We start from the raw sequence: 18,794 nt of genomic DNA on the forward strand, positions 1-18,794 counted from the left end.
GTCGATACTGGGACGAGCACCTGCCCCCGTCGCACCCAGGGACTCATGCCGACCTCGCCGACCGACCGCTCCACGACTCCGCCCACGGTGTGGCTGGCCCGCGGCCACCACGCCGGATCCGCCGCCGAGGAGGTGGTCCGGCAGTGTCTGACACGGCACAGGGACGACGGCGGCATCGACGACTTCCACGAACCGGCCGAGGCCCAGACCGAGACCGCGCGGGTGTTCGAAGCCCGCTGGCGGGTCGAGGACACGGTGACCGTACGGGCCAGGATGACCGTCTCCGACGGACGGGCGTGGGTGCTGGCGGCGGAGGCCGAACGCCCCTGGGATCCCCGGTGGCCGTCGCCCGCCGCGGTGTTCTGGCCGCAGGACGCGGACGCCGACTGGGACCGTGAACCGGTCACGGAAGGACGCCTGCGCGACCTCAACCCCCTCCCCGAGGACGACAAGGCGGTACGGCGCCTGCTCAAGGACGCCGCCCGCGACGGCTGGACCATCCATGTCGTCGTCCACGAGGCGATGACCACCGACCAGCGCGGGCGCAAGCCGCTCGCGACGATGCTGCCGCCGAGCCTGCGGCACCGGGTGGTGGAGCATCGCGCCGCCCCCCAGCAGCTGCGGGTGGTGAACTGGGCGCTGCGGGACTGCGGTGTGGAGGTGCCGAGGGGCGGCGCCGTGGTGCTGCCGGGCTCCCCGGCCCCGGCGGACTATGACGCGAGCGGGTTCTCCGTGCGCAGCGTCTTCCTCGACGGTTCCGAGCCGGCCGAGCTCATCGCCGCCGTGACCCGTTTCGCGGCGCTGACGCGACCGCTGCCGGAGGGCGCCGACGAGGCCGTGACCGCGCTGCGCGAGCAGTGGCGTCTGCTCACCCTCGAAGAGGAACTCGCCCGCGAGCGCGCCCTGGTGGCCATGTACGCGGACGCGCTGGAGGCGATGACGAAGTCCCGCGACCTGTACCGGGAGGCCGCCGAGCAGGCCCACGAGGCGCTGGCCGCCTACCGCGAGTCGGCCGGCGCCCTGCCCGAGCGCCGGCCGCAGCCCGAGTCCCCACTGCAGCATCTGACCCGGACGTTCGGCCGGCTCAAGGACACCGCCCTGGCCCTGCGCCCGGGCACGGACGCCGCACGGGAGGAGAAGCCGTCGGCACGCCGGACCGACCCCGACCAGCCCTCGGGGCGGACCGACCCCGATGGACCCCCGCCCCCGACCGGCCCCGATGCGGCACCGGGACGCCGGACCGACCCCGACGAACCCTCGCGACGGACCGACGCCGACGTGGCACCGGGACGCCGGACCGACCCCGACCAGCCCTCGGGGCGGACCGACGTCGGCTGACGGTCACTCCGTCGCGGGGCCGACCGCGGCCGGTTCCGGTTCCGGTGCCGCCGCCTGTGTCCTGACCGGCGTCGGCGTCGCCAGATGCACCAGCAGGGCCGTCAGCGCCGCCAGGGACGCGCAGACGGCGGCGGGCCCGGCCGCCCAGGCCGGGGCGAGGGTGAGGTCCAGGGCCCGGGACAGGCCCGCCGAGGGCACCCGGCCTTCGAGGAGCTGGGCCGCCGCCAGCACCGCCGGCACCAGGACCGCGCCCGCCAGGACCGGTGCGGTGATCCGCAGCGTCAGCAGCAGCGCCACCGCGAGACACACCACCGACATGCCGAGGGCGAGGCCGTAGACGCGCAGGGAGGCTCCGTCCCGGTGCAGCGGGAAGTAGGCCACCGCGCAGACCACGAGGGCGGTGACGGTGAGCCGGCCGGGCCAGGTGGGCGGGCGGGCCGCCTGTTTGCCCGGCACGCTCCCCGGGGCCAGGCCGTCGCCGGCGGGCTCCGGAAGCGGCTCGGTCGCCGGCGGGCGGTCGCGCTCCTCGGACAGCCGCCGGATCAGCTCGACGAGCTCCTCCACCGGACGTCCGGTGGCGGCCGCGCGGACCGCCTCCTGGCCGCAGTGGGGCTCCAGGTCGGTGCGGTGCAGCAGGGCGACCAGCCGGGACACGTCGTCCAGCGAGCGCTGTTCGGCTGCGGCGCGGATCGTCTCGTCCGCGCTGTCGGCGGTGCGCGGCGGCCGGGTCAGCAGATCGACCAGCCGGGTGACGTCCTCCACGGTCCGGTCCACGCCGACGGCCCGGAGGGCTTCGACCGTGGCCCGGGCGTGTTCGGGCGAGCGTTCCAACAAGGTGATGAGCTGGGCGACTTCCTCCACGGGCCGGTCGGCCACGGCGGCGTGCACCAGGCCGCCGACCGGGTCGTCGTACGTGGGCTCGGGCTCCTCGCCTGCGGTGGCGGGTATGCCGGGGTCGTTCGAACTGGGTGATGAAGAGCGGGTGGTCATCCTCGGCTCCAGGGAAGGGTGCGCGGCCGCTCCTGCGCCCCCGAAGCGACACGCGACTGTACGGAGACCATTACTAGGCGTTGCCGCCCCGGGCCGCCACCCGGGTGGGCCAGGGGTATGAGACCCCGCCCCTTCCCCGTTCTGACGGATGTTCGATTGCTCCGGTTGCCGCGCCCGGGCCATACGCGCGCCGGAGCAGGGAATCCGTCAAGAGACGCGTGTGCGCGGGCACCCCCCGGCGCACGCCCGAGAGGTGAGGAGGGGTCGGTGGACTCGACCACAGCGGTGATCCTCGTCGCCGCGGTCCTCGCGGCCGCCCTGCTGGCCGTGACCGTAGCGGTGCTGGTCCGGCTGGTGCGGACCCGGCGCGCACTGCGTCGCGCGGGCCTGCCGACCGGGCCGCGCTGGGTGTTCTGGGGCGCCCTGGCGTACTTCGTACTGCCGGCCGATCTAGGGGGTGTTTTGAAAGTCCCGCACAGCACCCACGGCGCCCGGCACGCACCCTCGCCGCACCGGCCAAAGACCCAAGTACGTCCAGTACGAGGGCCTTCGTCCGGCACGCCGAGGGCACGCACCGAACACCGCGGGCACCGCACAGGACTTTCAAAACACCCCCTAGTGCCCGATCCGGTGTACCTGGACGACATCGGCGTACTTCTGCTCGCCCTGCGCGCCCTGCGCGGGTCCGTCGACCGGCGTGGTCCCGGAACCCTTTCCGGGCCTTCGGGCGTCGGTCGACGCGGTGATGCCGCCTGATCCCGGTGTCGGCCAACGGGCCTGCTGGGAGCGGCAGTCGGGGCCTCGCCCCGGCGGTGGTTACACAGAGTAAGGAAACCAATCACCCGTTCGATTCGTATAAGTGAGTGGAAGCCGAAGGAAGTCGGCGGACCAAGCGACGTCCCCGGGTGGGTGTCCCGCTTGATCGAAGCAGCACCGGCGAGGGAGAGACGATGCAACCGTTCGCGCTCAACTACGCACGTCCGGCGGCGGATGCGGAGGTCACCGCTGTCTATGCCTACGATTCCGGACTGCAGTTGAACGTGCTCCTGGACGGGCGGATCGCCGCCAGCGACCACGCTCTGCTCAGAGAGCTGGGGACGACCACGTCCACGGCGGGGTCGAAGACGCACTTCGACGACTGAACGCGGAACCCGCCACGATGACCGTGTTGATTCTGACCACTGAAGAGGACGTCACCGCCGACATGGTGGTGGCGCACCTCAACGCCTGCGCGGTGCCGGTGGTCCGGCTCGACCCCGCCGACCTGACCGGTGTGGCCGCATTGTCCGGCGAGTATGTGCACGGCGGCTTCCGCGGCCATCTGTCGTCCGGGGGGCGGCTGGTGGGCCTCGACGGGCTGCGTTCGGTGTGGGTGCGCCGGCCGGGGATCCCGGCGTCCCGTGCGGCGCGCCCGTCCCCCTGGCTGACGGAGGAGTCCGCGCACGCGCTGTACGGCATGCTCCGTTCCAGTGGCGCCCGGTGGATGAACGACCCGGACGCCGCACACCGGGCCCGGCACAAGCCCTGGCAGCTGCGTCTCGCCCAGAGCTGCGGGCTGCCGGTGCCGGCCACGCTGATCACGACGTTTCCGCAGGCCGCCCGGGAGTTCGCCGACCGCTACCCGGACCTGGTCGTCAAGCCGGTCTCCGGCGCCCATCCGCAGGACCCGCCCCGGGCGGTGCCGACCAGCAGAGTCGCCCCCGACGCCGACTTCTCCGCCGTGGCCTTCGGACCCACCCTGCTTCAGCGGCGCGTCGCCAAGCGGGCGGACATCCGGCTCACCGTCGTGGGCGAGCGGCTGCTGGCGGCTCGCAAGCCGGTGCCGGCGGACGCGCCCCCGGACGAGGTGGACGTCCGGTTCGCCTCGACCACCGCGCCCTGGCAGCCGGCCGAGGTGCCGCCGCGCATCGCCGAGAGTGTGCGCTCCTACCTGCGGGGCGCCGAACTGGCCTACGGCGCCTTCGACTTCGTCGAGGACGCCGACGGCACCTGGTGGTTCCTGGAGTGCAACCAGTCGGGGCAGTTCGGGTTCATCGAGGTGGACACGGGCCAGCCGATCGCGCGGACCATCGCCGAGTGGCTGTCCCGGCCCCTCGCGCCCCGGCCCGCGCGGCTGAACGGCGCGAACTCGGCGGTCTCCTGAGTCAGAGCCGCCCTCCGGGCGGCAGGGCGGAGCGCTGCCAGCCGGCGCCCGGGTGGGGCTGCCGCTCGACGGGCGGGGCACCGAAGGAGTTCAGCGGCTGCATGACGAACTCCAGTTCCCTGCTGACGCGTTCGGCCTCCCGGCGCACCTGCAGGGGAACGTCGCCGCGCTCCGAGATCAGTCGGTCGTAAATGGGGGAATCCTGGAACACCCGTCAACGCGCCTTTCGTGTCGTGGCCCATCCACATGGGCACGACCGCCGAGTGTAGGCGCCCGGGCACACGCGGGTGCTAATTCCGGGATCGGGCTTGACGACGGTCAGGCGCCTGTCGTGGAACCCGGACGCACGATCATGAGGACGGTGACGGTCGCCCACAACAGGTTGAAAATGCCGGTGAACATGGCGAGTTGGACCGTCCCGGACCGCTCCACGGCCTGGTCCGCGGCGAGCTGCTCAAGGATTTCATCCTGACGGGGGAGGACGAACGCGACCAGGACGCCGGCCGCCACAGCCGTCAGGGTGATGGAGGTGGTGAGCCATGCGTCGCCGAGGACACCCATCGCGGCGGCGGTGGCGAAGCCGAACAGCGGCACCGTAAGCCCGATGCCGGAGTAGACCCGGCAGATCCGGTGCAGCAGCCGGACGGTGTTCAGTCCGCCCTCCTGGGCGGTGCGCGCCGCGGGCGGGAACATGCTGGCCGCGACGGTGACCGGGCCGATGGCCACGATCGCGGCCAGGACATGCAGGGTCAGCAGGAACTTCGTCATCAGGGGGCGTCCGCCTCTGGTCCACGGGTGTGCGGGGTACGCGGCCACGCTAGGAGGCGCCCGGGTGATCGCACAGAGGCGGAAGTGACAGCTTCCAACGGATTCTCGCCAACAGCACTGCCCTGCGTGTACCCGTACGACAGGCCGCTGACCTGGGCTCGTGCCATCGGCGGGAATCCGCCTATGGTGGCCGTCATGCACACGGTGGCGATCCTGGTCCTCGACGACGTGGTGCCGTTCGACATGGCGGCACCCATGCAGGTGTTCGACTGGACGCGGCTGCCGGACGGCCGCCCCGCCTACCGGGTCCGCCTGTGCGCCGAGACCCCGGAGGTGCGCGCCGACTGCGGCTTCGCCCTCAGGGTGGACCGGGGCCTGGAGGCCCTGGCGGACGCGGACACGATCATCGTGCCGGGCCGGGCCGAGGGAGCCCCGGCGCTCTCCGACCGGGTCGTGGCCGCGCTGCGGCAGGCAGCCGAGGCCGGCACCCGGATCGCGTCGGTGTGCGTGGGCGCGTTCGTGCTGGCGGAGGCCGGACTGCTGGACGGGCTGCGCGCCACCACCCACTGGGTCGCCGCCGGCCTGCTGGCCCGCAGCTATCCGCAGATCGAGGTGGAACCGGATGTGCTGTACGTCGACAACGGCCAGATCCTCACCTCGGCCGGGGCCGCGGCCGCCCTGGACATGTGCCTGCACATGATCCGCCGGGACCTGGGCTCGGCCGTCGCCGCGAACGCGGCCCGGATGTCCGTGATGCCGCTCGAACGGGAGGGCGGACAGGCCCAGTTCATCGTGCACGAGCATCCGCCCGTGCCGCGGGGCTCGACCCTGGAGCCGCTGCTGGACTGGATCGAGGACCATCTGTCCGACGAGATCACCCTGGCGGCCATGGCCTCCCGCTCGGGGATGAGCGAGCGCACCTTCAGCCGCCGCTTCCGCGAGCAGACCGGCACGACTCCACTGCAGTGGCTGCTCCGGGCCCGGGTGCGGCGGGCCCAGTATCTGCTGGAGAACAGCGACCACTCCGTCGAACGGATCGCACAACAGTCCGGTTTCGGCTCGCCCACCGCGTTCCGGGAGCGCTTCCGCAAGGTGGCGGGCACCACCCCGTACGCCTATCGCGCGGCCTTCCACACCAAGGCGGCGGGCGCCGGGGCGGGTTCCTGACGTCAGTTCGAAGGGGCGGGGTGGAAAATCACCCGCGTCCCCGGGCGCCGCGCGCCGTTGGACAAGGGGCATCCCCCTTCAGCACGGACGGTGTACGCCCATGAACTGCTCAAGCCGCCTCCTCGCCGGCCTCTACGTCGCCACCAGCGCCGGGCTCTCCTGGACCGCGGTCCTCGAATACCGGTACGGGCCGATGTGGGCCGCGTGTCTGTTCGCGGCCGCCGGCGTCGTCCCCGTCATCGGCGTGGTGCGCGAGAGCGTGATCGGCGACCAGCGCCGGGCCCTGGCCGAGTGGGCGGGGCGGGCGGCGGCGACCTCCGGACCAGAACCGGACGCCGCCGAGGACATCGTCCGCGCCGAACTCGACGGCGCCTGCTGCGAGCGCTGGTGGACGAGCCTCGGCAGCGACCACGACCGCAGCTGCCCGCACCGCGTCCCGCGCAGCAGCGCGGCCTGACCGAGGCTGCGAACGAACGGGCGGAAACGGTCCGTCAGGCTACCTGGCCGCTGTGCAGCGCCGTATAGGCGCCGCCGCGCTGCAGCAGTTCCTCGTGCGTGCCGATCTCCTCGACCGCGCCGTCGGCCATCACCACGATCCAGTCGGCGCCCCGCACGGTGGACAGCCGGCGGTGGCTCTCAGTGGAGAGCCATATTCTCGAACGCCCACACCTAGGCCGTACTGGGCGATGGGCCCTTGCTGCGTTGCCGCCGCGACTTGAGTCGTGCGTCCCCGCGCGCAACCAATGTCGGAAGCCGCGGAGGGAGCATGTCAGTTGACGGTGACCGGGATCATCGCCACGCGCACGAAGATGCTGCCACCGCCCAACGCCTCAACCGGCATCAACGACTTGCCCGAGCGACCCCAGCCACCATCTGTGCGTTCGTCACGGCCACGGCTCCGTAGGCCGTACCGTGTCGAACGCCAGGCCGCTCGCGCTCTCCCCCGTGCCAGGGGTCTTCTCCCTGCGTACCCAGCTGTGCCAGGTGCCGTCGGACCAGCGGGCCAGGACGGGGCGGCGGGCCACCAGGACTCCCTCGCGCGGTACTTCCTCCTCGTGCAGCCACAGCCCGGGGGTGATGAGACGGCCCTCGGGGCGCGAGTCGAGGCCGGGGCCGGTGAGGGTGGCCAGGCGGAACCGGATCTGGCCGGCTCGCACCGGTTCGGGGACCAGGGGGAACCAGTAGTCGGGGACGATGGACTGGACCGCGTACGCGGGCACGGCATCGGGTCCGGGTACGGCCGTTTCGGGCGGTGCGTTGCGGGCCCAGCGGTCGCGGCGGTCGACCGGTTCGCCGCGGCGGTCGGTGTAGTGGTGCTGAACCGCCCAGGCGAGGTTGGCCAGTTCGTCGCGGGCGAGGAGGACCCGTTCGAGGGGCTGTCCCGGCTGGCCGCGTTCGGAGGGCAGGATCAGCAGCCCGGACGCGGCGGGGTGATCCGGGTTGGGGCTGCTCAGGGTGAACATCGTCCAGGACGGGTCGTCGCGGCCGGCCCGCTCGACCAGGTGGTGGCGGCCGAAGACGTCCCGTACGAGGAGCCGGTCCAGGACGGTCAGTGACGCGGTCGGCACCTCCAGCGGCACCAGGAACCAGTCATTGCCGAAGACCGTGGCGAACGAGATCAGCAGCAGCCGCCCGGTGTCCAGCGCGGACACGTCCGCCGCGCTGAGGTCGACGCGGGCGTCCTCCATCTCCCAGAACCGGTCGGCCGGCAGCCCGCCGTACCGCACGGTCGAGGGCAGGCCCTCCTCCGCGAACGCCCGGCTCTGTCCCGGCGGTGCCGCCTCGGCGTCAGGGTCGGGGTGCACGTCGAGGGAGTACCAGTCCAGGCCGTCGCCCTGGTACTCCTCGGCCCGCAGGACCGTGCCGCCGGTGGACAGTTCGGCCGCGTACTCGCCGCGATGCGGGTCGAAGCAGTCCGGGCCGCGCTCGGCCAGTTGGGCGGCCCACCAGTTCCGCCAGCGGGCGGCCACCTCGCCGAGGCGCGGGTCGGGGCCGGCGTCGAAGGTGCCCGCGTCCAGCGCGGCCGCCACCGATGCCGCGTCGGGCAGAGCGCCGTCGAGCAGGCCGATCAGGCCGAGGTCCGGCTCCTGACCGGTCCGAAGTCGGTGCGGGGCCAGGGCCGTCAGGGCGGCGGCGAGCAGTCCGGCGTCGTCGGACATGCGCAGCAACGCCGCGCCGCCCTCGGCGCGCAACCGCTCGTCGACCTGGACGGGCTCGTCCTCGATCTGGGTGTCCAGCGGGCCCTGGCCGAGGTCGTACGGCACCCAGTCGGTGGCCCCGCCCGGGCGCCAGGCGTCGACCGGCGCGCTGCTGCCGCTCATCCGCACCACGGCCGGGGATCCGGCGTCCTGGGCAGCGAACTCCCCGAACTGCCACTGCCGGGTGAGCAGCCACAGCGGGTCGTGCACCCGGGCGGCGAGGCCCGCGTCGACGTCGGTTGCCCGGTGCCGGGGCTCCAGCTGGAAGGGACCCTCCGGGTCGGTGTCGTCCCGTTTCGTCTCGATCCGGGACAGGGCCCGGCCGGTCGCGCTCTGCTGGGCGATGCGGATGCCGGGCAGGAGCGAGTTCAGCGCCCCCAGGTCCTGGTGGTCGACGGCGCGCAGCTTCGCCAGCTCCAGGGTCTCCCGCAGCACCTGCATCAGCCCGTCGGAGGTCCACCCGCGGTCCAGGTCCGGGGGGACCGCGAGGAGCACACTGTGCGGGGCCTTGGCGTCCGGGCGGTCGTAGTGGAAGGCGACGCCCGTCAGTTGGGTCTCCGGCGCAGGCTCGGGTCCCGGCGGCGGCTGGTCGGAGCCGGGCAGGAGTTCGATCCACTCGTCCAGGACGACTCCGGTGACGGCCGTGTCCGCCGCGATGTCCTGCGGTGCGTGCCAGACCAGGTGGGTCGTGGCGGGCGGGCGCTGCCCGGCGGGGAAGGGACCGCCGATCCAGGCGTCGCCGTCGGTGGTCGGATGCTGGGCAGCGCGCAGTCGCTCCACCCGTCCGGCCCGGTTCCCGGCCAGCAGCAGCGTCTCGTGCAGGGTGCGCACCGTGGGGCGTACGGCCGCGTTGCGCCGCAGCCAGTCCTCGATGTCGGCGCCGGGCAGGTTGTCGCGGCCCGCCGGTGGCGGGGTCGTCGCGGTGAGCGCGGGCAGCAGCGGGAGGTCCGCGCCGAGCACCGGGGACAGCGCCGTGCGGGCCCGCGCGAGCCAGGCGCCGGTCGTCTCCGGTGTGACCGACTCCCCTGCCAACTGCAGCACCTCGGCCTTGGCGGGGTGCCCGGCGAGCAGCGGGCTCGCGGCGAAGGCGGCAAGGCGGGTGCGCAGGTTCGTCGTGTCGACCGAGCGGCCGCCCGCGCCGTCGGGCAGGTGCGACGGCAGCAGTGGCTCTGCGGTCGACAGCAAGGACCGGATCCGGGCCGCCCTGCCGTGCAGTCCGCTCCAGCCGGGTCCGGTGAACACGACGGGGGCCTCCGGCGGGACGCCCATCGCGCCCTGAACCGCCCTGCGCAGCGCGGCCGGTTCGGCGGCAGCCGCGTCCAGTACGGCGCTCAGGGCCCCCAGACCCAGCCGGTCGGCGGTGAGTTCGAAGGGGCGGGGCTCGGCCTGACCGTCGCCGAGTCGGCCGGCGAGGGTCCAGCCCGCTGCGGGGCCGAGGAGATGGGCGACCCAGCCCTCCAGCGCGGGTTGCAGCGCGGCGAGCGGGTCGGCGGGCCAGCCGGTCGGGGCGGTCGGTTCGGCCGGGAGCAGCGCGGCCGTGCGGTGGGTCAGGGCGCGGGCCCGGTGCGGGGTGCGCAGGACGCGGAAGGTGTCCGGCACGTCCTCACCGCGCCCGAGGGTGTCGGCGGTCAGGCCCGCGCGGATCGGGTTCCCGCCCACCAACTGGTGGACGCTCTCGGCCAGTACGAGGTCCCCCACCGCGTCGAGCGCGTCGGCGAGGTCGTCCAGCAGCGGGGTCACCGCCGCCCGGTCGCTCTCCGAGCCGACCACCGGTGCCTGGTCGATGACGCTGGCCAGGTCGGGGGCGCCGGCCCCGGCCCGGGCGAGGGCCATGCCGTCGACGACGTTGCGCGCGGAGACCGCCTCCGCGCTGCGCGCCCACAGGTCCGCGTCGGTCCCCTCGGGCGCCGTCTCGGGAACGACGGGCAGCGGGAACTGGCGGCGGAAGCGCTCGATGAGGTGGTCCAACTCGGCCTCGTGCAGGGCGCGTTCGAACCGGTAGCCCAGCAGGGAGCCCAGGTTCTGCCCCTGCCGTACGCCGCCGAGCAGCCAGCGGGCGACGCGGGCACGGCGGGAGGTGAGGTTGACCGCGTAGCTCTGCTCGTCGGGGTTGCCGAGGAAGCCGGACCGCAGGACGGCCGCCGTGGCCGCGTGGTGCAGCGACGGCGCGTGGATGTAGCCGTCCTTCGCGGACAGCTCCACGGTCGTGGCCACGTCGTCCAGCTCGATCTCCAGCTGCTCCCTCGGCACCGGGGGACGCAGGTCCTCCACCCACCCGTAGCAGCCGAAGCGCACGCCCCGCGTGCCGGACGCCCGCAGCTCGGTCAGCCGTTTCGACGCCAGTGAGGTGATCCAGGCGTCCAGGCGGTGCGAGTGGACGTCGATGACCTCCAGCAGCAGCTCGGGGAGCCGGGACACCGGTACGGCGGCCAGGGTCCGCAGGGCCTGCTCCAGCCGGGGCAGCGCGGCCGCGGCCCGGGTGGCGGCCGCGACGCGTTCCGCGCGCTCGCTCTCGTCCAGGCCCTCCAGCACATCGGCGACCAGCTGGTCGACGTCGCCGGTGACGGCCAGGGCCTGACGCAGGGGGTCGCCGGCGGGCTCGAAGTCGCCCAGGAAGGTGGACCAGTTGGGCAGGAACAGCAGCGCGTCGAGCACCCCGCTCATGTCCCGTTCGTCATCGGGGACTTCCCCGGATCCACCCTCGCCCTCGGCCGGTTCCTCACCTTCGACCGGTTCCTCACCCTCGCCAGGCTGCTGCTCCTCGCCGACCGGCTCTTCGGCCAGGGCCGGAAGATCGAAGAACGTACTGCGCCGAGGCGGCGTCTCGCGGCCGGTTAACAGCTCCACCGGCCACTCCGTGTCGTACGCCTCGGCCGCCAACTCCCCGGCCAGGAAGGCCCGTACGGCACCCAGGTAGTCCGCCGTGGCCGCCGCGCGGGCCGGAAAGGCCTCGGGGTCCGGGGACAGCCGGGTGACGAACTCGGGGACGCCGGTCGCGTCGTCCAGGCTCCAGCCGAGCGAGGTCCAGCCGTTGCTGGTCGTCGTCCAGCGGGCGAGGCCGTCGGGCGGCAGACCGGGCAGGCCGAGTGCAGCGGGGGGTGCGTCGAGCGGGGTGAACGGCACGGCGCGGTCCGGCCCGCTCATCCGGATCATGGCCAGGCCGGTGGCCACGGGCAGCCGCTGCAACGCCTCCACCGCGACCCGGTCCACGGGCTTGCCCGGTTCGACGCGCGGGATGGTCACCTCCTCCTCGCCGTTGTCGTGCAGCACCCGATGCTCCACCACGGCCCGCCAGCGTGCCCGCATCCGCATCAGCCAGGGCGCGATCACTCCGTCGACGTCGTCGGCGCGTTCGGCGCGCCAGTCGTCCAGCGCGGTCACGGGCAGGACGCCGTACGGCTGACGGCCGACGCGCAGCATCGGCAGTGGTCCGCGGCCGCGCACGTGTTCGGCGATGTGCTCACGGACAGCCCGCCAAGGCCCCTCGGGGGAGACACCGCTCGGCTGTCTGGTGCCCAGGTCGATCGTGGTCAGCGCGGCCTCGGCGAAGCCCTTGCCGAGCGTGGGCCAGGTGAGCAGGGTCAGGGCGGCGACGGCGGACGGCGCGGCATCGTCGGCGCCGGGGCAGCCGCGCAGGAACCCGGCGTCCGGCAGGCCCAGCGCGGTCGCGAGGGTGTCGGCGACCGGCCGTTCCCCCGCCTCCGGGTCGGGGTCCGGGCCGGGGTAGGCGGGGGCCGAGGACCAACCCGAGCGGGAGCGTGGGGTGTTGTTGGTGGCGGTGCCGGAGGGCAGCAGGCCGAGGCCGCCGCCGTAGCGGTGGCCGTGCAGCAGGTCGCGAAGCCGGGCGGCGCCGTCCACGGGCGCGTCGTCGCGTACGCCGACCACCAGCAACTGGTCCAGGTTCTCGGTGTTCTCGGGCGGGACGATCAGCTCGATGCCCATGCCGGCCTTGACCGCTTCGAACCAGTCGGTCTCCCAGCCCTCCTCCTCGGCGCGCAGCAGGCCGATCGGCAGCGGGTCGGGCACCGGTCGGCCCAGCTTGTCGACCACCACCTGGCCCTCGAACAGCCCGAGGAAGCGCCAGCGCCTCGGCATCGCCAGCGCGTGCGGACGCTGCTCCTGCGGGTCGTCGGCCCGCAGGGCGGGCGCGGGGGCGCCGGGACGGCAGGCGCGGACCGCCCAGGAGGCGCGGGCCGGGCGCAGCTTCGTGAGCACGTCATGCCAGGCCTCGGGGCCGGGGTTCTGCCAGTACGCGGTACCGGCGGCGACCTCGGCGGGGGTGAGCGCGGCCTCGAAGCGGGACAGCAGGATGTCGTCCGGGTAGATCCGCACCCGCAGGGTCCTCGGCTCCCACCAGATGGTCTCGACCCGCACCGGCAGCAGCGCGATGGGCGCGGTGTTGTTCTCGGGGAACAGTGCCTCGCCCTCGGCCAGCGCCCGGGTCAGCTCCTCCTGGGCCCCGGCGGCCAGGCGGTTCAGCTCCTCGGCCCTGCTCTGGAGTTCCGGCAGGGCCGCCTCGGCCGCGGCGAGCGCCTCGGCGGCGGTGGGTGGGAAGGGGGGATCGGGCAGGCCGGCCTGGATGTGCGCCCGTAGCCGCCGTACCACGGCCTCCTGCTCATCGGCGAGGGCCTGCGCGGTGTCCGCTTCGGTGCGTGCCCGGTCCAGTTGCGCGCGGGCGGCGAAGGCGTCGGTCATGTCGCCAGTGCTCCTGTCCTCGGCACGGTGGTCAGCCGCCCAGCAACGCGGTGGCCCGGAAAGCCAGCTGGAACGGCTGTTGGAAGGCGATGCGGGCCATGTCGGCCGCGTCCCGGGCCCACGCCGGCGGGTCGGGCTGGGTGAGCCGGGTCGGCGTGGCGGGCACCTGGCCGAGCTGGACGCATCGGGTGGGCTCCACGCGGACGCCCTGCCAGGTGAGGTCGGCCCATGTCTTCATCTCGGCGGGCTGGTCGCCGGTGTCGAATCCGAACTGGGTGCCCCGCATGGGTTCGCGGAACACGAAGAACCAGTCCTCGGCGCGGGCGCGCTCCGCGTCCAGGTCGGGGAACAGGTACAGGACGGTGGACTCGTCCAGCGCCAGCGCGGTGGCCGGTACGCCGTCGAAGGCGGGCGGCAGCCTGCCGTCCACCGCGGGTACGGCGAGCAGGGCGGTGCCGGGGAAGCGGCGCAGCAGATCGCCGCGTACCAGCAGCGCCAGGTCGCCCTCGCCGCCGGTGCGCAACTGGCTCCCCAGCGGGGCGTCCGGCGGCCACAGCGCGATCTCCTCGACGTCGGCGCTGTCGCCGGGCCAGAACCGGGCGAACGGGGTGCCGCGCTGGTCGGTGGGGAACTCCCGCCACAGCAGCTCACGGTTGAACTCGTGGTTCAGCCCGACCAGCAGCGCGGCGATGAACTCGGGGTTGGTCTCCAGCAGGGTCACCGAGTCCTGCGGCATCGCGCCGATGCCGGGCAGCGCCCATTCCGGCCAGCGGGCCAGCAGTTCCTCGGCGATCGGCACGGTGAACTTCGGGTGAGCCATGATCGGCCGCAGCGGGCGGTCGTCGGTCTCCGTGCGCTGCGCCCAGAAGTCGGCGGGGACGCGGTCGGCAAGACGCAGGAGTTGCAGCCGCATGGGGCTGAGGCCGGCGCGCAGTTCGCCCGGCAGGCCGGCCTCCGGCGCGTCGTCGCTGACCATCCCCATCAGTTTCAGCTTTCCGGCGAGGAACGACTCGGTGGCCTCGCCGTCCGTGCCGAGGTGGGCCCGTCGGGCCAGCGCGCCGTTGGCGCGGGTCAGCCGGACGAACGAGGTGCTGGCCGTGCCGACCGGCAGGTCCTCCCTGGCCGCGGCCAGCTTGGCGGCCAGGGTGGTCGGCTCCGCGTCCGGTGCCGTGGCGGACACGGGCACCCGCCCGCTCACCGGCGCCATGACGGTGACGAGGTCGGCCGCGTCCAGCGGGTCGAGGTGCTTGCGCTGGGCCCGCTCGGCGGCGACGGCCGCCAGCTCGCCGGCCGCCAGCAGCCGGTTGGCCTGCCGGATCTCGCCGACCTGTTCCCAGGCCCGTGCCATCAGGAACTCCTGCTCCAGCTGCACATAGCGGCAGCCGAGTGCGGCGGCGACCCGACGGCGGACCTCCACGTTGAGCGTGCTCATCCAGACGCCGGGCTCGGCCGGCACGGTCTGCTCGCCGGTGTGGTGGCTGCCATAGAGCGGCGGGGCCACGGCGACGACGTCCCGGTCCTCGGCGGGTTCCCCGTCCCCCTCCGGCACGGGCTCGGCGCGCAGCAGGGCCGGTGCGTCCACCCGCGCGCGGATCAGGGCGCGGAACCGTTCCTGGGCCGCGGGGTCGGACCACGTCTCGGGTGCCGCCGTGCCGGGCGGCCGCAGGGCGCCGTCCATGGCGACGGTGGCCGGGCCGACGGCCTCCTCGGCGGGCCAGGGCCGGCCGACATCGATGGTCCGGGTGCCGAGTCCGGACTCGGCGGCGGGACGGAAGCGCAGCCGACGGGCGAGTTCCTCGAAGGTGCCCGCCTTCCCCGTACGGAAGGTCCACCAGTGGTAGACGGGCAGGTCGACGGTGTCCCGGCCGGGGACGGGCCAGGCGTCCGCGGTGGCCGCCGCGCGGGGCGTCACGTTCAGGCCCGCGTCCCGCCCCGCCGCGGTGGCGGGCACGACCGCGGCGATCCAGCCGCGGCCCGGGGCCAGCCGGCGCGGGCACAGCAGCCGTCCGACGACACCCGCCGAGTGGTTGCGCACGCCCTGTTCGACGAGCCGCCGGGCGCTGTCGAGGTCGGTGACCTCGTCGGGCAGCCGTGCCTCCACGTGGGTCCAGGCCCACCGTTCGGCCACGGGGGGCAGCGCGGCGACCGGGGCGGTGAGGACGGGCAGCGGGTGCCCGGGGCGGGGTGGGGCGGCCTCGTCCTCGGCCAGCACGATCAGCGCGATCCAGGGTTGCGGGGTGGGTCCGCCCGCGGTGCCCACCATCCCCGGGGACAGCAGCCAGGGCAGGTCGGCGTGGGCCAGTTCCACGCTCGCCAGCACGTTCTCCGCCGCGTCGGGTGTGCCGGGCGGCGGTTCCTCGCGCAGCACCATCGAGCGGTCGAAGCCGAGCACCTCGCCCGGTCCCACGAGCGACAGGGTCGGTCCCGCCACTTCCGGTTCCTCGCGGCGGCCGTCGATGTCCCGGAAGAACCGCACCGCGGTGCGCAGCGCCTGTCCGTCGGCGGAGGCGGCGGCGCCGACCCGCGCGGAGGAGAAGAACCAACGCGTGCTCATACGACGCTCACGACGGGTCGGCGCGGGGTGCGGGGCGCGGTCATCGGCCCACCTCCCAGCTCTCGAGGAGCCGCAACGCCTCCTGCGGCTGGTCGAGTCGGCCGCTCATCGCCTCCCAGGCGTCGGCGGTGGCGTCGACCAGGGTGACGTCGTCCAGCAGTGGCTGAAGCGAATCCGTGGCGGCCACGCTCAGCGTGGCGGAGCGCACCTTGATGGCCGCCTCCGGTGTACGCCACCGCTCGAGCCGTTCGGCGGCGCTGCCCCCGAAGACGGACTCGAGGCGGAACAGCCCGGGCCACAGGAAGAACTCCCGCTCGCTCAGCGGGGGTTCGTAGTCCGTCTCATAGCCGTCGTCCACGCGGTGGCCGGCGCCGACGACGATGCCGTCGCTGCGTGCCCGCACTCCGCTCGCGCGGCTGACGAAGGCGGGCTCGCTGAGTTGGGCGTCCTCGGTGAGGTCGAAGTACTCTCCGGGCACGAACCGCTCGGACAGCGAGGGGAGTCCGGCGGCGGGCTGGGTGGTGCCGAGGGTGATCTCTTTGATCGTCCAGGTCTGCGCCGGCACCGGCCGCCGCTCGAACCGGGAGATCGGCACGCCGAGCGGGACCACGCGCTGGGAGACGCGCAGGGTGGAGTCGGGGTGCACGAGGGTTCCCTGGTTCAGCTGCTCGTTCGCTTCCCTGGTGAAGACCAGCGCGGTGCGTTCGGCGGCCGGCCGCTCCGCCGCCCAGGCCTTCGACTGCGCCAGTTCGGGGGTCAGCGCCTCGATCGGATCGCGTCCGGCCTTCGGCGGGACGGCGGGCGGCGAGCCCCAGCGGACGTCGAAGTCCAGCTCGACGTCCCAGAACAGCACCGAGATGCTGCCGGTGCCGAAGGCATGCCAGGGGGCGGGCCCCTCCAGCGTGAAGTCCAGGGCGATCCCGGCCAGCCGGCGCCCGAAGGCGCGCACCGCCACTCCGGCGCGTACGTGCACGGAGAACGCGAACACCGGGTCGAAGACGAACAGGGCGTCCAGACCCAGCCAGCCCGTCACCCCGCAGCCGGCGATCGTGGCGTCCAGCTGGACCTGGCCGCCGAACATCACCGCGTTGGAGGTGACCGCGAAATAGGCCTCCATGCGAAGTCCCCAGCCCTGGCCGGGGGCCAGGTCCACCTGGAGCCGGTTCAGCGCGGGCACCCGGGCGGGGCGGGTGTAGCGGGGGTGGAAGCCGCCGGCGGACAGGACGAACTCCGGCTGCCGGCCGCCGCGTACGAGCAGATACAGCTCGCCGCGCACGGCGAGCCCGACGATCCACGAGCCGGACAGCGACACCAGCAGTTCGACCAGCGGGACGGCCGGTTCGACCCGGCCGAGCACACTGGCCTGGAGGCGGATGAGCGGCACGGCCGGGTCGGGCAGCCCGACCAGCAGCCGTCCCAGCAGCAGAGCGCGGGCCGGCGCGGGCAGTTCGAGGATGAGCGCCCCGGACAGGGACACCATCCGGCCGCCCCAGTTGAGGCGGACCATCGGCCCGACCAGGATGCGCCCGGCGGCGACCGGGAACGCCGAGCTGAGCGAGCCGATGATCTCCTGGGCGCGTTCCACCGCGCGGTCGGGGAACAGCACAGGGTCGGCGTTGCCATCACCGACGAGCTGCTGCAGGGCGGTGACATCGGCGCGCCGGTTCACCCCGACCAGACCGCCGACCGCGTCCAGGGCGAAGCCCAGGCCGAGTTGGATGCCGGGGGCCGGGAACTGGGCGGCGAGCAGCACTAGAAAGCTGGTGGGGGTCTTGCCGTCGGGCAGCCGGAGCAGAGCGACCGCCTGGACGCGCAGCACCCCGAGGTCGACGGAGATCAGGCCGCCGTAGCCCTGGTCGGGGGTGCGCCGGACCAGGCCGCCGCCGGAGATGGGCGGCACCTTCAGATCGGTGCCGATGCCGTCGGGGAACAGCTCGCGCAGTCGGCTCGGGTCGAGGCCCGGGCGGTTCGCCGGGGCGAACGTGACGGGCAGCTCGATCCCAGCGCGCTCCAGATGGACGCTCAGGGGCAGGCCCGGAAGCCCGGCGCTGGCCGACACCGACACGGCCAGCCGTGGCTCGCCCCCGGCGGAGGTCAGCTCCAGGGCGGCGCCCCGGCTGGAGACCCCCGGGGCGTTCAGCCGGAGCGGGAGGGGGACGTTGAGGCCGCCGGTGCCGGCGAAGCGCAGGCCTTCGGCCCGGTCGGCGCGCAGGACGACGGGCGCGGGCGGACCGGACATCGGGCTCGCACCGCCGATGCCGAGGAGGCGGGCGAGCGCGGCCGGCAGCACGGCGGCGGTGAACCCCTGCAACTCCAGCTCGACGGCCGCGGGGGTGCCCGGCTCCGACGTCACGGCCAGACCGATGCCGTCGACGCTCACGCCCGGGCCGTCGGTCATTCCGGCGGTGAGCCTGCCGGTGCGGCGCAGCCGGATCGCGGCGCTGCCACCGGGCGGCGCGGGCGGCAGGCCCGGCCCGAAGGCGGCGTCCCAGCCCTGGGCGGCGGTGACGGTCGCCTCCGCGCTCCACGGCCCGTGGACGGTCTGGGGCAGGGTCAGGGCCGCCCCTGGGGTGACCACCACGTCGAACACCGGTCCGTCCGGGGTTACTCCGAGCACGGCGCGTCCGCCGGCGGCTCCGGCCGGGTCGGCGAGCACCAGGGCCACGCCGAGGGGCGCGCCGGGGGCCCGCCGCCAGCCGTGCAGCCGTACGGGCGAGGCGGCGTCGAGGTCGCCGAGCGTCTCCCGTACCAGCTCCACCAGGGAGTTGCCGGGGGGCAGCTTGTCGTGCACGGCGAGCAGCCGCCCGGCGAGCACGGTCCCGGCGGCCGAGGGGTCCTCGCCGAGTTCCGGCAGGGAGCGGACCAGGCCGTCGACGGCGTCCTTGGCCAGCGCGCGCAGTTCGCCGGCGACCTGCTGGAGGAGTGCGTGCGGGTCCATGGC

11 protein-coding genes and 2 pseudogenes are annotated in these 18,794 nt (G+C 74.2%); 6 read left to right on the forward strand and 7 right to left on the reverse strand.

Features of this window, described 5'->3' with window-relative positions; all coding sequences use genetic code 11:
• The first annotated feature begins 45 nt into the window (after window positions 1–45).
• Entirely contained in the window at window positions 46–1,338 is a 1,293-nt protein-coding gene (locus RMT89_RS13555; protein WP_315883977.1) for a hypothetical protein, read from the forward strand.
• A 3-nt stretch (window positions 1,339–1,341) separates the two neighbouring features.
• Here RMT89_RS13555 and RMT89_RS13560 read toward each other — a convergent pair whose 3' ends face one another.
• A complete protein-coding gene (locus RMT89_RS13560) occupies window positions 1,342–2,328 on the reverse strand; it encodes a hypothetical protein (RefSeq protein ID WP_315883978.1) in 987 nt (328 codons plus the stop codon).
• Between the two features lie 267 nt (window positions 2,329–2,595).
• Between RMT89_RS13560 and RMT89_RS13565 the strand changes: the two are divergent.
• The 3 genes and pseudogenes from RMT89_RS13565 to tgmB form a co-directional block, all read left to right on the forward strand.
• Window positions 2,596–2,778, forward strand: a pseudogene (locus tag RMT89_RS13565) (hypothetical protein); the annotation flags it as partial.
• Between the two features lie 500 nt (window positions 2,779–3,278).
• Window positions 3,279–3,470 carry a putative ATP-grasp-modified RiPP gene (gene tgmA, locus RMT89_RS13570; protein ID WP_315883979.1) on the forward strand — a complete coding sequence of 64 codons (192 nt, stop codon included), beginning with the start codon at window positions 3,279–3,281 and terminating at the stop codon, window positions 3,468–3,470.
• Window positions 3,471–3,487: 17 nt separating this feature from the next.
• On the forward strand, window positions 3,488–4,471 hold the full coding sequence (gene tgmB / locus RMT89_RS13575) for an ATP-grasp ribosomal peptide maturase (RefSeq protein WP_315883980.1): 984 nt from the start codon (window positions 3,488–3,490) through the stop codon (window positions 4,469–4,471).
• A gap of 1 nt (window position 4,472) precedes the next feature.
• Here the strand turns inward: tgmB and RMT89_RS13580 are convergent, their stop codons facing one another.
• Window positions 4,473–4,682, reverse strand: coding sequence for a hypothetical protein (locus RMT89_RS13580; RefSeq protein WP_315883981.1), 210 nt, complete (start codon window positions 4,680–4,682; stop codon window positions 4,473–4,475).
• Between the two features lie 107 nt (window positions 4,683–4,789).
• Window positions 4,790–5,239 (reverse strand): hypothetical protein, encoded by a 450-nt coding sequence (locus tag RMT89_RS13585; RefSeq protein ID WP_315883982.1) that lies wholly within the window; start codon window positions 5,237–5,239, stop codon window positions 4,790–4,792.
• A 195-nt stretch (window positions 5,240–5,434) separates the two neighbouring features.
• Between RMT89_RS13585 and RMT89_RS13590 the strand changes: the two genes are divergently transcribed.
• Together RMT89_RS13590 and RMT89_RS13595 are read left to right on the forward strand one after the other, a co-directional pair.
• Window positions 5,435–6,406: a helix-turn-helix domain-containing protein gene (locus RMT89_RS13590; RefSeq protein ID WP_315883983.1), complete on the forward strand. Its 972-nt coding sequence runs from the start codon at window positions 5,435–5,437 to the stop codon at window positions 6,404–6,406.
• A 100-nt stretch (window positions 6,407–6,506) separates the two neighbouring features.
• A complete protein-coding gene (locus tag RMT89_RS13595) occupies window positions 6,507–6,863 on the forward strand; it encodes a hypothetical protein (RefSeq protein ID WP_315883984.1) in 357 nt (118 codons plus the stop codon).
• Between the two features lie 34 nt (window positions 6,864–6,897).
• On the opposite strand, the pseudogene RMT89_RS13600 reads toward RMT89_RS13595, so the two are convergent.
• The 4 genes and pseudogenes from RMT89_RS13600 to RMT89_RS13615 all read right to left on the reverse strand — a co-directional run.
• A pseudogene (locus RMT89_RS13600) lies at window positions 6,898–7,032 on the reverse strand (ABC transporter ATP-binding protein); the annotation flags it as partial.
• A 258-nt stretch (window positions 7,033–7,290) separates the two neighbouring features.
• Window positions 7,291–13,299 carry a hypothetical protein gene (locus RMT89_RS13605; protein WP_315883985.1) on the reverse strand — a complete coding sequence of 2,003 codons (6,009 nt, stop codon included), beginning with the start codon at window positions 13,297–13,299 and terminating at the stop codon, window positions 7,291–7,293.
• A gap of 31 nt (window positions 13,300–13,330) precedes the next feature.
• The gene (locus tag RMT89_RS13610; protein ID WP_315883986.1) at window positions 13,331–15,853 is read right to left on the reverse strand and encodes a hypothetical protein; all 2,523 of its coding nucleotides are present in this window, start codon (window positions 15,851–15,853) and stop codon (window positions 13,331–13,333) included.
• A gap of 40 nt (window positions 15,854–15,893) precedes the next feature.
• Window positions 15,894–18,791 (reverse strand): DUF6603 domain-containing protein, encoded by a 2,898-nt coding sequence (locus RMT89_RS13615; protein ID WP_315883987.1) that lies wholly within the window; start codon window positions 18,789–18,791, stop codon window positions 15,894–15,896.
• Window positions 18,792–18,794 lie beyond the last annotated feature (3 nt).

It is taken from the genome of Streptomyces sp. P17 (genome assembly GCF_032436805.1).
Classification (GTDB): domain Bacteria; phylum Actinomycetota; class Actinomycetes; order Streptomycetales; family Streptomycetaceae; genus Streptomyces.

Coding starts and splice junctions, on each gene's coding strand:
- RMT89_RS13615 (WP_315883987.1), bottom strand. CDS start 18,791: ATGGACCCGCACGCACTCCTCCAGCAGGTCGCCGGCGAACTGCGCGCG.
- RMT89_RS13560 (WP_315883978.1), bottom strand. CDS start 2,328: ATGACCACCCGCTCTTCATCACCCAGTTCGAACGACCCCGGCATACCC.
- RMT89_RS13595 (WP_315883984.1), top strand. CDS start 6,507: ATGAACTGCTCAAGCCGCCTCCTCGCCGGCCTCTACGTCGCCACCAGC.
- RMT89_RS13610 (WP_315883986.1), bottom strand. CDS start 15,853: ATGAGCACGCGTTGGTTCTTCTCCTCCGCGCGGGTCGGCGCCGCCGCC.
- RMT89_RS13555 (WP_315883977.1), top strand. CDS start 46: ATGCCGACCTCGCCGACCGACCGCTCCACGACTCCGCCCACGGTGTGG.
- RMT89_RS13585 (WP_315883982.1), bottom strand. CDS start 5,239: ATGACGAAGTTCCTGCTGACCCTGCATGTCCTGGCCGCGATCGTGGCC.
- tgmA (WP_315883979.1), top strand. CDS start 3,279: ATGCAACCGTTCGCGCTCAACTACGCACGTCCGGCGGCGGATGCGGAG.
- tgmB (WP_315883980.1), top strand. CDS start 3,488: ATGACCGTGTTGATTCTGACCACTGAAGAGGACGTCACCGCCGACATG.
- RMT89_RS13605 (WP_315883985.1), bottom strand. CDS start 13,299: ATGACCGACGCCTTCGCCGCCCGCGCGCAACTGGACCGGGCACGCACC.
- RMT89_RS13590 (WP_315883983.1), top strand. CDS start 5,435: ATGCACACGGTGGCGATCCTGGTCCTCGACGACGTGGTGCCGTTCGAC.